This window comes from Lysinibacillus sp. NPDC094403, from assembly GCF_050278745.1.
GTDB lineage: Bacteria > Bacillota > Bacilli > Bacillales_A > Planococcaceae > Lysinibacillus.
In genome coordinates, this window is sequence record NZ_JBNNTL010000022.1 from 15742 (window position 1) to 30744 (window position 15003).

Sequence of the window (15003 nt, forward strand, 5' to 3'; positions counted from 1 at the left end):
TACAATCGTACAGTGCAGTTGTAAAATGGTCTGAAGATAAGGTAGAAAAGAGGAGCCTTTTTGCAAATAAAAGAAATCATTGTTGTTGAAGGAAAAGATGATACAACAGCTATTAAGCGAGCTGTACAAGCAGATACAATAGAAACAAATGGGTCGGCTATTTCAGAGGAAACACTGAAGAGAATTCAACATGCACAGGATAAAAGAGGTGTTATTGTTTTTACTGATCCAGATTATCCGGGACGTCGAATTCGTGCCATTATCGAGGAACATGTAAAAGGTGTAAAACACGCTTTTTTACCGAAAGCTAAAACAATTGCGAAAAACGGTAAAGGACTAGGCATTGAGCATGCAGCAGATGAAGATATACGAGAGGCACTTCAGCATGTCTATACTCCCAATGATGTTGAGTTAACCACTGATGACATTACTCTCGAAGATTTAATGACGGCACGTTTAATTGGTCATCCACAAGCGAAAATTCGCCGTGATCGTCTTGGAGAAATTTTGAATATTGGTGCAACAAACGGTAAACAACTTCATAAAAGGTTAAAAATGTTTCAAATCACAGAACAGCAATTTGGTGCGGCAGTCGCACAGTTAGATCAGGAGGAAAACGATGCATAAGGATATTGCAACACCAATTAGAACACAGGAAATTTTAAAGAAATATGGATTTTCATTTAAAAAAAGCTTAGGTCAAAATTTTTTAATAGATCCGAACATTTTACGAAATATTGTTAGTCATGCAAATTTAACTGAAAATAGTGGTGCAATCGAAGTCGGTCCTGGCATTGGAGCATTAACAGAGCATTTAGCGAGAAGTGCAAAAAAGGTTGTCTCCTTTGAAATTGATCAGCGATTATTACCTGTATTAGAAGATACACTAAGCCCATATAATAATGTTACTATTGTACATTCAGACATTTTAAAGGCGGATGTTGCTAAGATAATTCAGGAAGAGATGCCAGGTATTGAGGATATTATGGTTGTAGCGAATTTACCTTATTATGTGACGACACCGATTTTAATGAAATTACTCAATGATCGTTTACCAATTCGTGGATTTGTTGTCATGATGCAAAAGGAGGTAGCAGATCGTATTACGGCTAAACCTGGAACGAAGGAATACGGTTCTTTATCTATTGCAATTCAATATTATGTAAAGGCTGAAATTGCCATGACGGTACCGAAAACTGTTTTTATGCCTCAGCCAAATGTCGATTCTGCAGTGATCCGTCTTATTAAACATGATGAACCCCCAGTAAAAGTGATTGATGAGGATTTTTTATTTGTTGTTACTCGCGCGTCCTTTGTACAACGACGAAAAACAATTTTCAATAATTTACAATCAGGTTTGCCAAATGGTAAGGTACACAAAGAAAAAATTATGGATGCTTTAAAAGCAGTAAATATTGAACCAACGCGTCGAGGAGAGACTCTTACCATTCAAGAGTTTGGAAAATTAGCCGATGCACTATACCCTACATTTGCAAAGTAAAAAATTTTTGTTAACTTTTTTGAGTATACTTAAAAAAAACATGTTTTTTTATGAAAAATAAGTTGACAATATTTATAATGGGCTGATAAAATATTATATTTTGTTGACATTTTTGGGCGAATCGCTTATACTAAGTAGTAGTGAGGTGTAAGCGAAAATGCCAAAAACTTTAGCGGACATTAAAAAGTCGTTGGATTGTCATTTGGGTAAACGTTTGCAGTTAAGAGCAAACGGAGGTCGCAAGAAAACGGTCGAGTGTGCAGGGGTATTGCGTGAGACATATCGCGCTATCTTTGTGGTTGAGCTTGATCAAGAAGACAATACGTGCAAGCGCGTATCGTATAGTTACACAGATATTTTAACTGAAGCAGTAGAGATTACATTTTTAGACGAAGCAAAGGCTGCTATCGCAAAATAGTTTCTAGTACTTATTTCTATATTTCGAAACACTCATGTATGTTAAAAACTACATGAGTGTTTTACTTTTTCTTGGACATACTAAATTCGTCAGTTGTTAAAGGAGGAGTTTATATGCCTAGAAAAGGTATCATGTCACCTCGTTTAAAAGAAGAGATCGCTAAAGAGCTTGGATTTTATGATGTTGTGCAACGAGAAGGCTGGGGCGGCATTAAAGCTCGAGACGCCGGTAATATGGTCAAACGTGCCATCGAAATGGCTGAAAGAGCAAATGGTGAGCAAGAGCATAATAAGTAATCTCTTTGTGAAAATAGATCACTTATTACTTTGAAATCTTTGCAGGGATGAAAATTTCCTGCAAACACAACAACACAACTGACGAGAGAGAACCGTTACACCAAATAGGGGTATACGGTTCTTTTTTTCCATTTTCGCTTTCCCAATATGGTAAAATAAAATGAATAATCTTGTGAAAGATGAACGACAGGTTTATCTTCATTCAGAAAATGTTTTATGTAGCGAAAGTGAACGCCAGCTATTGATGCTTTGTAACAGTTACAGAAGAAGAAGTCTCCTATATGCAAAGTTAGTGAAAGATTGTAATTTCTATTCTGTGTGTTTTCAAATATCGACTGCATGATCTGGTAGATGTTACGGAGTTTTAAAGGACAAGCTAGGATGTTAGCCTAACTACAGTGCATGGATGCGATAAGTGCATACTGACCTGCATCGGTAAAAGCGATACGTCTTGTAGTTTTTACCGAAATGATCGATTATCATGTCGGTCATCAAGAGAGGCCTAATTACAATCCAAAATCCGTACGCATTGCTAACTGTGCAAAAGCGAAGCGTTAGCACAATTACGCCAAGGTGTAATTGATAAGTGTAGCTATAAGGAGGAAGAAAGATGCTTTATGTAAAGGCGCCTGCAAAAATAAATTTAACATTAGATGTGCTTTATAAAAGACCGGATAATTATCATGAAGTAGAGATGGTCATGACAACAGTCGATTTAGCTGATCGTATTAGTCTGGAATCTAGAGAAGATGGCGTAATTGAAATAATTTCGACTGATAATTTTGTGCCAAATGATCACCGAAATTTTGCTTATCAGGCAGCGCGTCTAGTTAAAGATACATACGGCATTGAACAAGGTGTATCCATTACTATAGAAAAAGAAATACCAATTGCAGCAGGATTAGCAGGCGGAAGTAGCGATGCGGCTGCTACACTGAAGGGTTTGAATGAGCTGTGGAATTTAGGGTTATCTATAGATGAGTTAGCTGAATTAGGTGCGAAAATTGGTTCAGATGTTTCGTTTTGTGTCTATGGTGGTACAGCATTAGCAACGGGGCGTGGAGAAAAAATTCAGGAATTGCCTGCACCACCAAACTGTTGGGTAGTCTTAGCTAAGCCTAAAATAGGTGTCTCTACTGCAGAAGTGTATGGAGGATTAAAGGTTGAAGGGTTACAACATCCAAATACGAAGCAAATGATTCATGCTATAGAAACGGAAGATTATGAGCTACTATGTGCATCATTAGGAAATGTTTTGGAAACTGTAACATTTAAGCTACATCCAGAGGTAGTAATGTTAAAGGAACAGATGAAGCGCTTTGGAGCAGATGCAACATTAATGAGTGGAAGCGGTCCGACGGTGTTCGGTTTAGTGGATAGTGAAGCTCGAGTAAGCCGCATTTATAACGGTTTACGTGGTTTTTGCGAAGAAGTATATGCTGTTCGGATTTTAGGCGAGCGAAATACGCTTGCTTAAAACCGCAAATTTATGTTAATTTTACCTATAAATATTCGTGTTTAGGAGAGGGTCGCATGAAATGGAAGCGTAGTGAACGACTAGTTGATATGACGTACTATTTACTAGAACATCCACATCAGCTGATCCCGCTAACTTATTTTTCTGAACTATATCAATCTGCAAAGTCTTCCATTAGTGAAGATTTGACGATTGTAAAAGAAACTTTCGAAGAAAAAGGAATCGGGTTATTGATGACAGTACCGGGCGCTGCAGGGGGAGTTAAGTATATTCCTAAAATGTCCGAGGCTGAGGTCCGTTTAGTTATTCAGGATTTAAAGGCGGAGCTTGAGCATTCAGATCGTTTGTTACCAGGTGGTTATTTATTTATGACGGACTTACTCGGCAATCCAGATTTAATTAATCGAGTTGGAAAGGTATTTGCATCCGCATTTGCTGATCAACAAATTGACGTCATAATGACTGTCGCAACAAAGGGGATTTCTATTGCCCACGCCATTGCAAGACATTTAAATGTACCAGTTGTTGTTGTCAGAAGAGATAGTAAGGTAACTGAAGGCTCTACAGTCAGCATCAACTATGTATCTGGTTCTTCCAGAAGAATTCAGACAATGGTATTATCAAAAAGAAGCATGAAGAGTGGGCAACGAGTGCTTATTACCGACGACTTTATGAAGGTCGGTGGTACAATGAATGGCATGAAAAATCTATTAGAGGAATTTGACTGTCAGCTAGCTGGTATTGCAGTGCTTGTAGAGGCTGAGCATGCAGATGAAACTTTAGTAGATGATTATTATTCACTAGTGAAGCTTCATGAGGTTAATGAAAAAGACCGTACAATTGCATTAAGTGAAGGTAACTATTTTTCTAAAAAGGGGAAATGACAAATGAAAGTAGTAGCAACAACAAATGCACCAGCAGCAATCGGGCCATATTCACAAGGAATTATCGTAAATGGCATGTTTTATAGTTCAGGTCAAATTCCACTAACATCAACAGGTGAATTAGTGGAAGGCGACATCACTGTTCAAACAAATCAAGTATTTGCTAATTTAAAAGCAGTTTTAGAAGCTGCTGGGACATCTTTGGACAATGTTGTTAAAACAACGGTTTTTATGAAGGATATGAACGACTTTGTTGCAATGAATGAAGCATATGCTAACCACTTTGGCGATCATAAACCAGCTCGTTCAGCAGTAGAGGTTGCACGTCTACCAAAAGATGTGAGAGTAGAAATTGAAGTTATTGCCATCGTTAAATAATTAATTTTTTAAGCTCGCTAGAAGAGATATGATTGCTCTTTTAGTGGGCTTTTTTTATCCGCATTCAGCAAATGGTTTTCTGTGCGAAAGCGAAGCGACAGCAACAAATGTTATCTGTGCGAAAGCGAAATGTTAACGAAGCGGCAGGAAGTCACAATTACGCCAAGGTGAAATTGTTTATTGTCAGAGCGACTGACAAACAATTGTCAAAATTTACTTAAAAAAGAGGAAATATTATACTAATGAGTATTCAAATTTTTTAGAAAATTTGATAGACTATAAAAAGGAAAATATTCGGTAATAATGAATATTATATTTTCATTTAGGCATCTAAGAAGAGAGGTGGTGAGAAAATGGAAGTTACTGATGTAAGGTTACGTCGTGTACAGACGGAGGGTCGCATGCGTGCGATTGCTTCCATTACACTCGATAATGAATTCGTAGTTCACGATATTCGTGTGATCGATGGCAATACAGGTTTGTTCGTTGCTATGCCAAGTAAACGAACGCCAGACGGTGAGTTTAGAGATATTGCGCATCCAATTAATTCTACTACTCGTAATAAAATTCAAGAGATTATTTTAAACGAGTACCATAATTCAAGCGAGGCAGAAGCATCGGAAGAAACAGAAGAATTAGAAGGAATTGGCGTATAGTTAACAGGAAATGAATGTCAATTTAACTATTGATTTAGTCTTATAATAATTAGAGCTCTTCTTAATTGGAGAGTTCTTTTTATTTTGAGAATAAGAGAAAATGAGCAGTTTTAGGACATTCATATTAACAATCGAGCATAAGGTGCATTTGATTTAGAAATTCATCTTTTTGTCAAGTCAACATGCCTTGAAAATAGATGAATTTTGCTATATAGTCATAAGAGAAAATGAGCGTATTGGAGGACTTACAGATGAGCAACATTTTTGCTGTCATTTTGGCTGCAGGTCAAGGTACACGTATGAAGTCCAAATTATATAAAGTGCTCCATCCAGTATGTGGGAAGCCAATGGTACAACATGTGGTGGATCACATTCAAACGTTAGATGCGAATCGTATCGTAACGGTTGTAGGACACGGTGCAGAAAAGGTGAAACAACAGCTTGGTGATAAAAGCGAGTATGTTTTACAGGCTGAACAGTTAGGCACAGCTCATGCTGTACAGCAGGCTGAGGCAATTTTAGGTAGCGAAGAAGGGACAACATTAGTTGTTTGTGGTGATACACCACTTATCCGCCCTGAAACGATGCAAGCTTTGTTCGAGCATCATCAAGCAAAGAATGCCAAGGCAACTATTTTAACAGCAATTGCTGAAAATCCAACAGGCTATGGTCGTATTTTACGTGGCGACAATGGACAAGTGGAGCAAATTGTTGAGCAAAAGGATGCTTCAGCAGAACAGCAATTAGTTAAAGAGATTAATACGGGCACATACTGCTTCGATAATAAAGCTTTATTTGAGACATTAAAACTTGTGAAAAACGACAATGCACAGGGTGAGTATTATTTACCTGATGTGATTGAAATTTTACAAAAACAAGGTGATGTCGTTGAAGCATATGTAACGGAAGATTTTGAAGAAACACTTGGTGTCAATGATCGTGTTGCTCTGTCTCAAGCAGAGGCGCTAATGCGTGCAAGAATTAATGAACAGCATATGCGCAATGGTGTCACACTTATTAATCCAGAAGCAACATATATTAGCGCTGACGCAATGATTGGTCGTGATACTGTCATCCAGCCAGGTTCTATGATTGAAGGTACAACTGTTATTGGTGAAGATTGTTTAATCGGGCCAAACACACAAATCATAGATAGCCGTATCGGTGACCGAACAACTGTACATTCTTCTGTTGTGCGTGAAAGCGCTGTAGCGGAAGACACAGCTATTGGACCGTTTTCAAATATTCGACCACTTTCTAATATTGGTAGCCATGTGAAGATTGGTAACTTTGTAGAAGTGAAGAAAAGTAAACTAGGTAATGACACGAAAGTATCACACTTAAGCTATATTGGTGATGCTGAAATCGGAAGTAATGTCAATATTGGCTGTGGTTCCATTACAGTAAACTATGATGGGAAAAACAAGTTCCAAACAATTATTGAAGATGACGTATTTGTAGGATGTAATACTAACTTAGTAGCGCCAGTGAAAGTTGGAAAAGGTTCATTTATTGCAGCAGGATCTACAATTACAAAAGAAGTTCCTGAGGATGCACTTGCAATTGCTCGTGCAAGACAAGAAAACAAACCGAATTATGTAAGCAAATTAAATTCAAAATAATTATCAACTAAACAGGAGGCCATCATGCCGTATCAATATGCAAACTCACAATTAAAAATATTTTCACTTAATTCTAATAATCCACTTGCTCAAGAAATTGCTCAAGAAATGGGTGTTGAATTAGGTAAATCTTCTGTTAAGCACTTCAGCGATGGAGAGATTCAAATTAGCATTGAAGAAAGTATTCGTGGTTGTGATGTGTTTATCGTGCAGTCTACTTCTGCACCTGTAAACGAACATTTAATGGAGCTTTTAATTATGGTAGATGCTGTAAAACGTGCATCTGCTCGTACAGTAAACGTTGTAATGCCTTACTATGGCTATGCTCGTCAGGACCGTAAAGCAAAAGCACGCGAGCCAATTACAGCTAAATTAGTAGCAAACTTACTTGAAACAGCTGGTGCAACACGTGTTATCGTTTTAGATTTACATGCACCACAAATCCAAGGTTTCTTCGATATTTTAATCGACCACTTAATGGCAGTGCCTTTACTATCTGAATACTTCAAATCAAAAGGTATTCCAGAAGATGAAATCGTTGTTGTTTCCCCAGACCATGGTGGTGTAACACGTGCTCGTAAAATGGCAGAACGTTTAAAAGCACCTATTGCAATTATTGACAAGCGCCGTCCAAAACCAAACGTTGCAGAAGTTATGAACATTGTTGGTAATGTTGATGGTAAAGTGGCAATCTTGATTGATGATATTATTGACACTGCAGGTACAATTACAATCGGCGCGGATGCATTACGTGCTGCTGGCGCGAAAGAAGTTTATGCTTGTTGCTCTCACCCAGTGCTATCAGGACCAGCAATTGAGCGTATCGAAAACTCTTCGATTAAAGAATTAGTTGTAACTAATACAATCCAACTTACTGAAGAGAAAAAATCTCCAAAAATTACAGAGCTTTCAGTAGCTAAATTAATGGCAGATGCAATCTCTCGTGTCTATGAGAATAAATCTGTAAGTACTCTATTTGATTAATATAAACTAATTTGGCCATGGCGTAATTGCGCCCGGTGCTGAATAAATAAACAAATCCCACTAAATAAGATGTGGCTTATTAAGGACAAATCTATGTTTGAAAGTAGATTTGTCCTTTTTTATATGTCCTTTTATTTGAATTTTCTTATAAAAGGGTATAATAGTAATTGTACTTAATAATATTTACACTACTTTATGAAAAATAGTTTACCGCCTAAGGTTGGGATACATTTTTATTAAAACGTAAGTTATATGAATAAGTTGATTGGAGTGAAGGCTTGGCGACTCCTTGGGGATCAGCGAAAGGGGAACGAAGGCTAAAAGCATCACGTCCTGTGATAACGCCTTCGTGACCAACATCGGTGCCGCTACCGCTTTGCTTTCGTGCAAAAAACATCTGTTGGTCCGAGACCCTGGAGCGAAGCGTCTGAGAAAGCGCCCAGCCGGAACGGAAATCAACCCCACGTGGTGATGAACTAAAATAGAGGTAAATATTATTATAGCCTTAACAAATGTCATTGAAAGTAGTGACATTTTAATAAGGCGTAAATAATTTTCTTGGAAGGGGAAGTATAGATATGAGTACAGTATTAAGTGTTAACAAGCGCGAAGCTGGGCATCGTTCGACATTAACCCAACTTAGAAAAGGGGGAGCCATTCCTGCAGTTATTTACGGCTATAATTTAGATTCGACCCCAATTTCTATTTCAGAGAAGGAATTCAGAAAATCTATTCAAAAGAATGGACAAAACGGTGTGTTTTCGATGGAGTTAGATGGGAAAAAAGTGAATGTTGTTGTGTCAGAAATCCAACGATGCTCTATGAAAGAAGAAGTAAATCATATAGACTTTTTAGCAATTAATATGTCCGAAGCGATTGAAGCTGAGGTGCCTATTAGACTTGTTGGAGAGTCAGTTGGTATTAGTGAAGGCGGCATTTTAATGCAACCTAATCTAGAAGTGAAAATTAACGTAAAACCAGCAGATATACCAGAATCTATTGAAGTTGATATTACAAAACTTAAAATTGGTGAATCAATTATGGTAGTGGATATACGAGATACGATTGATTTTGATATTATCAGTGAAGATAATCATATATTAGTAACCATTATGGCTCCAGTTGCGGTCGTTGAAAAAACGGCAGCAGATAGTGTACAGGAACAAGTGTAAAAATATTCGTTAAGGATAGGCTACTGAGGAAGGCTAAACTTCTTTAGTAGCCTTTTGCATTTTAACTAATCGATATTTATGAAGGGCATTGGCAGATATAGGCGACGTTATTCATGCGTATGCTTTGCTTTATAACATGAAGTGGAGATTTCAATTATATCAAGCCATTATTGAACTTTTACTTTCAAAAATTGTACAAAATGCTTTCTTAGTGCATGATATGGTAAAATAATGACTACTAGATTTGAAAGCAGAGGGGTACTTATGAAAATTATCGTTGGTTTAGGAAATCCAGGTAAACCTTATGAGCATACAAGACATAATATTGGCTTCGACATTATTGATGCATTAGCAGAAAAATGGGGTACACCTTTAACTAATTCAAAGTTTAATGGTATGTATGCAACTATACATCGTCCTGAAGGAAAGGTTCTACTTGTTAAACCTTTAACATATATGAATTTATCAGGGGAATGTGTTGGTCCCCTTATGAACTATTTTGATATTGATGTGGAAGATTTAATTGTTATTTATGACGATTTAGATTTAGAAACAGGTAAATTACGCCTACGTCAAAAAGGTAGTGCAGGTGGACATAATGGTATTAAATCATTAATTCAGCATTTAGGCACGCAAGAATTTAATCGCATTCGTGTTGGGGTTAATCGCCCACCAGCTGGCATGAAGGTAGCAGATTACGTGTTATCAAAATTTTCAAAAGAAGATCAAGTTGTCGTTGGTGAAGCTATTGAAAAGTGTGTAAATGCTGTAGAAGCATCCCTTTCAAAGCCATTTCTTGATGTGATGAATCACTTTAACGGGTAACAATAAGTTAAAGTAAAGTGTGGATATTATAGTTGTGTAGGATGACGATTTAACTTCTTTCATCGAGTGTCCAAACACCCGATGAAATAGAGGAACTCAGTCTAAGAACGCTACGTCCTGTTGCGATTTATCTGTGCGAAAGCGAAGTGACAGCAACACTGGTTTTATCTGTGCGAAAGCGAAGCGACAGCAACACAAACAACACTCGACTAGCCAACATCATGTTGCTGACGCTACGTTAGCACTGCGCTTTTGCGCATAAAACATCTGCCGCTGAGCTTTCGCGCAAAAGGTCAAAAGCCTTCGGACGCAATTAGGCCGAAACATAATTGATCATGTTTTTTCCTGCGACTACAGCTAACTAAATTGTATAGTATAGTCTTAAATACAATGCAAAAAACTATTCTCTAATCTAAAAAGACAATTACGCTAAGGCAAAATTGAAAGTGCATAATCCTTTTTAGAAATGTCTATACTTTAAGTAGTAAGTTGCTTAAAGGGAGGATGATTTGGAGATGTCAGTTCGCTATCGATGTCGGCATTGTGAAGTAGAAATAGGAACACTACCATTTGATGCAGATGATACAATTCGAAAACTGCATATTTTCGAATTGGGTGAAGCGGATGATTATGTTGAGAAAGATCAACATGGTCAAACGACGGTGCACTGCATTTGTGAGCAATGTGAGGATTCGCTGAAACAATATCCAGATTATCACGCACTCAATAAATGGATTCAATAATTGGAAGGATGCTTTGGCGCACCTCATGTGCGTTCAAAGCTTTTTCCGTTTAATTTATTTCAGCGAGTGTCCAAACACCCGCTGAAAAAGAGGAACTCAGTCTAAGAATGCCACGTACTGTGGCATTACTGAAATGACCGACATCATGTCGGTCCATCGGTCCTCATGTTGCTGTCGCTAAGTTAGCACTGCGCTTTCGCACAAAAAAACATATGCAGGCCTAAGCACAAAGCCGATTCCGGACGTAATTAGGCCGAGACATAATTGATAAAATAGACAACAAAGATTTGTATTATAGTACTAGATTACTAGTAAATAGCGATGAGAATTATGCGCTGAAAGGAGCTTTTGACATTGGAAGTTTTACGACAGCTTGTGATGCAGGACAAACATATCACATCATTTTTACAGGAGATTCAGAGCGGTCATTCTACAACACAGCTTATTACAGGATTAACTGGAAGCGCGCGCCCGGTAATGGTCGACGCGTTATTTGAATATGTAAAAAAACCTATTTATATTGTATCTCCTAATCTATTGCAGGCGCAGAAAATGGCTGATGAACTGGCGGGACTTTTAGGTGAGGAGCATGTTCATTATTATCCTGCTGATGAGTTTATTGCTGCAGATTTGTCTGTTGCCTCTCCAGAGTTACGTGCTGAGCGAATTGCGACACTTGATTGCCTAGCTAGAGGTGAAAAAGCTGTTTATGTGATACCAGTTGCGGGCTTGCGCAAAATGATGCAGCCTAAGGAGCATTGGCTACAGTATTTTTTACAAATAGCAGTAGGCGAAGATATTCAGATTGATAAATGGCTGCAAACATTAGTAGAGATGGGTTACGTGCGTAATTCGATGGTGACAACACCTGGAGAGTTTGCGCTACGTGGTGGCATATTAGATGTTTATCCTCCTTATTTAGAGTCGCCAATTCGTATAGAACTATTTGATACGGAAGTAGACTCGATTCGAACATTTTCTGCGGACGATCAACGTTCAATTGATAAATTGCAGAAGGTTCGTATCCTACCTGCGTCAGAAGTTATTTTGACAAAAGAAGAAAGAATGGCATTGGCAGATCGTTTAGAAGCTGCATTAGCGACAAGCTTAAAGAAAGTTAAAAAGCAGGAGACTAAGGAGTTATTATATCAGCATATTCAATATGATATTGAATTGTTAAAGCAAGGAAATTTACCGGACTATGTAAATAAATATGGTTCGTTATTGTATGAGAAAACAGCATTTTTAGGAGATTATTTTACGCATGATGGGATTGTGCTGTTTGATGAGCTCGGACGTATTCAGGAGGTTATGGATGCCTGGGAGCGTGAAGAGGATGAATGGTTTTTATCCTTAATTGAAGAAGGAAAAATGGTGCACGATGTAAAGCCGGCCTTCTCTTTAAAAGAAATTCTAGCAATGCTATCTCAACAAAAGCTATATTTCTCATTATTTTCGCGAACATTTGCAGGTATATCCTTTAATAAGACGACTAACTTTTCTTGCAAGCCAATGCAGCAATTTCATGGCCAAATGTCATTGTTACAAAGTGAGATTGAACGCTGGCTGCTTGGTAAATTTACCGTCCTAATTGTTGCAAGAGATAAAGAACGTGTTAGACGTGTACAGCAAATGCTTGAGGAATATGATATCCATACGACAATAGGTGATCCGACAGAAGCGGGTATTTATATTGTGGATGGCACGCTGTCTAGTGGTTTTGAATTACCACTACAACGCTTGGTGATTGTCACAGAGGATGAGCTATTTAAACAACAGGCGAAGAAAAAAGCACGTCCTCAAAAAATGACGAACGCAGAACGTATTAAAAGCTATACAGAAATTAAACCTGGCGACTATGTTGTACATGTACATCATGGTATTGGGAAATATATTGGTTTAGAAACATTAGAGGTAAATGGTACACATAAGGATTATTTACACATTCGATACCGTGCAGATGATAAGTTATATGTACCAGTAGAGCAAATAGATTTAATTCAAAAATATGTAGCATCTGAAGACCGTGAACCAAAGCTACATAAATTAGGTGGAGCAGAGTGGAAAAAAGCCAAAGCAAAGGTATCCTCTGCTGTGCAAGATATTGCTGATGATTTAATTAAGCTCTATGCGAAACGTGAAGCAGAGAAGGGTCATGCATTTGCGATTGACAATGACGATCAGCGCAATTTTGAGGCTTCATTCCCTTATGAAGAAACTGAGGATCAGTTACGTTCAATTATCGAAGTAAAACGCGATATGGAGCGTGAGCGTCCTATGGATCGTCTTGTATGTGGAGACGTAGGATATGGTAAAACAGAGGTAGCGATTCGTGCTGCATTTAAAGCAATTCAAGATGGTAAACAAGTAGCTTTCCTTGTGCCTACAACGATTTTAGCCCAGCAACATTATGAAACGATTCGTGAGAGATTCCAAGACTTTGCTATTAATGTAGGTCTCTTGTCTCGTTTCCGCACAAAAAAAGAACAAACAATGACGTTAAAAGGTTTAAAAGAAGGGCAAGTTGATATAGTAGTTGGAACACATCGAATTTTATCTAAAGATTTATTATTCCAAGACCTTGGACTGCTGATTGTTGATGAGGAGCAACGTTTTGGTGTAACACATAAGGAAAAAATTAAGCAATTAAAAACGAATGTTGATGTATTAACGCTAACGGCAACTCCGATTCCAAGAACACTCCATATGTCGATGGTAGGTGTTCGTGATTTATCGGTAATTGAAACGCCACCAGCAAACCGTTTCCCTGTACAAACCTATGTAATGGAGCATAGCGGTGCATTAGTTCGGGAAGCTATTGAGAGAGAAATGGCGCGTGGTGGACAAGTATTCTACTTATACAATCGTGTAGAAGATATGGCTCGTAAGGTTGATGAAATTCAAACGCTTGTCCCAGAAGCGCGTATTGGGCATGCGCATGGCAAAATGACAGAATCAGAATTAGAATCTGTCATACTAGCCTTTTTAGAAGGTGACTATGATGTGCTTGTAACGACAACCATTATTGAGACAGGCGTAGATATACCAAACGTTAACACTTTAATTGTTCACGATGCCGATCGAATGGGCTTGGCGCAGCTTTATCAATTACGTGGGCGTGTTGGGCGTTCTAATAGGGTGGCATATGCTTACTTTATGTATCAACGTGATAAAGTTCTTACAGATGTAGCCGAGCAAAGATTGCAGGCGATTAAAGAATTTACAGAGTTAGGTTCAGGATTTAAAATTGCTATGCGTGACTTATCTATTCGTGGTGCTGGTAACCTACTTGGAGCACAGCAGCATGGCTTTATTGATTCTGTCGGTTTTGACTTGTATTCACAAATGCTAGAAGAGGCGATTGCTGAGCGTCAAACAGGTGTGAAAAAAGAAGAGAAGCCTGACATTGAAATTTTACTGAGTGTTGATGCGTATATCCCAGATGTATACATTCCTGACGGCTATCAAAAAATTCAAATGTATAAACGTATAAAAGCGATGGATCAAGTGGAGGAGTACAGTGAAATCATGGAGGAATTAGAGGATCGTTTCGGTGATCTTCCAATTGAAACAGAGCGCTTACTTCGAATTGCACGTATGAAGGTATGGGGCTTAGGTACAGGCATATTGTCTGTGAAAGAAAAGCAAAAAATTATCACAATATTGTTGTCTGAAGAAGGTACAGGACAAGTTGATGGTAGTAAAATTGTGGAAGAATCCATGAAATTTGAACGTGCTGTCGGATTTGGAATGGATGGTATGCAATTGAAATTAACGATTGATGAACGAAAATGTGGGAAATATCAACCCTTTGATATTTTAGAAGAATTGATGCATATTATTGCTAACGCAAATAAACAACAATAGTAGAAAAGCTGATCTTATCTCTTTGGGATAATGATTAGCTTTTTTTATTGTTAAGAGGGATTTCCGTCCAAGGTACTCGTTTTTTTGTTGAGCGTCGAACGCATCTCCGCTTACTCACAAAATACATTACGTTTTATTACCATTAATTAGAGTGACATGCCAAAAGATACATACTAAGTG

The 15003-nt window shown here is 38.0% G+C and carries 14 protein-coding genes; all 14 read left to right on the top strand.

Annotated elements, in window-relative coordinates:
- Nucleotides 1-60: 60 nt before the first annotated feature.
- The 14 genes from rnmV (at nt 61) to mfd (ending at nt 14823) form a co-directional block, all read left to right on the top strand.
- Complete coding sequence (gene rnmV, locus ACQKMV_RS21145; RefSeq protein WP_427506305.1) at nt 61-627, top strand: ribonuclease M5; 567 nt, start codon at nt 61-63, stop codon at nt 625-627.
- Entirely contained in the window at nt 620-1501 is an 882-nt protein-coding gene (gene rsmA, locus ACQKMV_RS21150) for a 16S rRNA (adenine(1518)-N(6)/adenine(1519)-N(6))-dimethyltransferase RsmA (RefSeq protein ID WP_427506306.1), read from the top strand. Before rnmV ends, rsmA begins: the two co-directional genes overlap by 8 nt.
- A 157-nt stretch (nt 1502-1658) precedes the next feature.
- Nucleotides 1659-1919 carry a biofilm formation stimulator Veg gene (veg, locus tag ACQKMV_RS21155; RefSeq protein ID WP_049667356.1) on the top strand — a complete coding sequence of 87 codons (261 nt, stop codon included), beginning with the start codon at nt 1659-1661 and terminating at the stop codon, nt 1917-1919.
- Nucleotides 1920-2032: 113 nt separating this feature from the next.
- Nucleotides 2033-2215 carry a small, acid-soluble spore protein, alpha/beta type gene (locus ACQKMV_RS21160; protein WP_427506307.1) on the top strand — a complete coding sequence of 61 codons (183 nt, stop codon included), beginning with the start codon at nt 2033-2035 and terminating at the stop codon, nt 2213-2215.
- A 610-nt stretch (nt 2216-2825) separates the two neighbouring features.
- Nucleotides 2826-3692, top strand: coding sequence for a 4-(cytidine 5'-diphospho)-2-C-methyl-D-erythritol kinase (gene ispE / locus ACQKMV_RS21165; RefSeq protein WP_427506309.1), 867 nt, complete (start codon nt 2826-2828; stop codon nt 3690-3692).
- A gap of 56 nt (nt 3693-3748) precedes the next feature.
- On the top strand, nt 3749-4576 hold the full coding sequence (gene purR, locus ACQKMV_RS21170; RefSeq protein WP_427426669.1) for a pur operon repressor: 828 nt from the start codon (nt 3749-3751) through the stop codon (nt 4574-4576).
- Nucleotides 4577-4579: 3 nt separating this feature from the next.
- Nucleotides 4580-4954 (top strand): RidA family protein, encoded by a 375-nt coding sequence (locus ACQKMV_RS21175; RefSeq protein ID WP_427506310.1) that lies wholly within the window; start codon nt 4580-4582, stop codon nt 4952-4954.
- A 353-nt stretch (nt 4955-5307) separates the two neighbouring features.
- Entirely contained in the window at nt 5308-5610 is a 303-nt protein-coding gene (gene spoVG, locus ACQKMV_RS21180; RefSeq protein ID WP_427426667.1) for a septation regulator SpoVG, read from the top strand.
- A gap of 251 nt (nt 5611-5861) precedes the next feature.
- The gene (glmU, locus tag ACQKMV_RS21185) at nt 5862-7232 is read left to right on the top strand and encodes a bifunctional UDP-N-acetylglucosamine diphosphorylase/glucosamine-1-phosphate N-acetyltransferase GlmU (protein WP_427506312.1); all 1371 of its coding nucleotides are present in this window, start codon (nt 5862-5864) and stop codon (nt 7230-7232) included.
- Nucleotides 7233-7256: 24 nt separating this feature from the next.
- Nucleotides 7257-8216, top strand: a complete 960-nt coding sequence (locus tag ACQKMV_RS21190) for a ribose-phosphate diphosphokinase (RefSeq protein WP_427426665.1) — start codon at nt 7257-7259, stop codon at nt 8214-8216.
- A 578-nt stretch (nt 8217-8794) separates the two neighbouring features.
- A complete protein-coding gene (locus ACQKMV_RS21195) occupies nt 8795-9388 on the top strand; it encodes a 50S ribosomal protein L25/general stress protein Ctc (protein ID WP_427506313.1) in 594 nt (197 codons plus the stop codon).
- A gap of 264 nt (nt 9389-9652) precedes the next feature.
- Nucleotides 9653-10213: an aminoacyl-tRNA hydrolase gene (gene pth / locus ACQKMV_RS21200; protein ID WP_427426663.1), complete on the top strand. Its 561-nt coding sequence runs from the start codon at nt 9653-9655 to the stop codon at nt 10211-10213.
- 515 nt (nt 10214-10728) lie between these two features.
- Nucleotides 10729-10956 carry an anti-sigma-F factor Fin gene (locus ACQKMV_RS21205; protein ID WP_004229176.1) on the top strand — a complete coding sequence of 76 codons (228 nt, stop codon included), beginning with the start codon at nt 10729-10731 and terminating at the stop codon, nt 10954-10956.
- Nucleotides 10957-11310: 354 nt separating this feature from the next.
- Nucleotides 11311-14823, top strand: coding sequence for a transcription-repair coupling factor (gene mfd, locus ACQKMV_RS21210; protein WP_427506315.1), 3513 nt, complete (start codon nt 11311-11313; stop codon nt 14821-14823).
- Nucleotides 14824-15003: the final 180 nt, after the last annotated feature.

What these genes read in the sequence shown, in the direction of transcription:
- rsmA (WP_427506306.1), top strand. Translation starts at nt 620, where the DNA reads ATGCATAAGGATATTGCAACACCAATTAGAACACAGGAAATTTTAAAG.
- veg (WP_049667356.1), top strand. Translation starts at nt 1,659, where the DNA reads ATGCCAAAAACTTTAGCGGACATTAAAAAGTCGTTGGATTGTCATTTG.
- ACQKMV_RS21160 (WP_427506307.1), top strand. Translation starts at nt 2,033, where the DNA reads ATGCCTAGAAAAGGTATCATGTCACCTCGTTTAAAAGAAGAGATCGCT.
- ispE (WP_427506309.1), top strand. Translation starts at nt 2,826, where the DNA reads ATGCTTTATGTAAAGGCGCCTGCAAAAATAAATTTAACATTAGATGTG.
- purR (WP_427426669.1), top strand. Translation starts at nt 3,749, where the DNA reads ATGAAATGGAAGCGTAGTGAACGACTAGTTGATATGACGTACTATTTA.
- ACQKMV_RS21175 (WP_427506310.1), top strand. Translation starts at nt 4,580, where the DNA reads ATGAAAGTAGTAGCAACAACAAATGCACCAGCAGCAATCGGGCCATAT.
- spoVG (WP_427426667.1), top strand. Translation starts at nt 5,308, where the DNA reads ATGGAAGTTACTGATGTAAGGTTACGTCGTGTACAGACGGAGGGTCGC.
- glmU (WP_427506312.1), top strand. Translation starts at nt 5,862, where the DNA reads ATGAGCAACATTTTTGCTGTCATTTTGGCTGCAGGTCAAGGTACACGT.
- ACQKMV_RS21190 (WP_427426665.1), top strand. Translation starts at nt 7,257, where the DNA reads ATGCCGTATCAATATGCAAACTCACAATTAAAAATATTTTCACTTAAT.
- ACQKMV_RS21195 (WP_427506313.1), top strand. Translation starts at nt 8,795, where the DNA reads ATGAGTACAGTATTAAGTGTTAACAAGCGCGAAGCTGGGCATCGTTCG.
- pth (WP_427426663.1), top strand. Translation starts at nt 9,653, where the DNA reads ATGAAAATTATCGTTGGTTTAGGAAATCCAGGTAAACCTTATGAGCAT.
- ACQKMV_RS21205 (WP_004229176.1), top strand. Translation starts at nt 10,729, where the DNA reads ATGTCAGTTCGCTATCGATGTCGGCATTGTGAAGTAGAAATAGGAACA.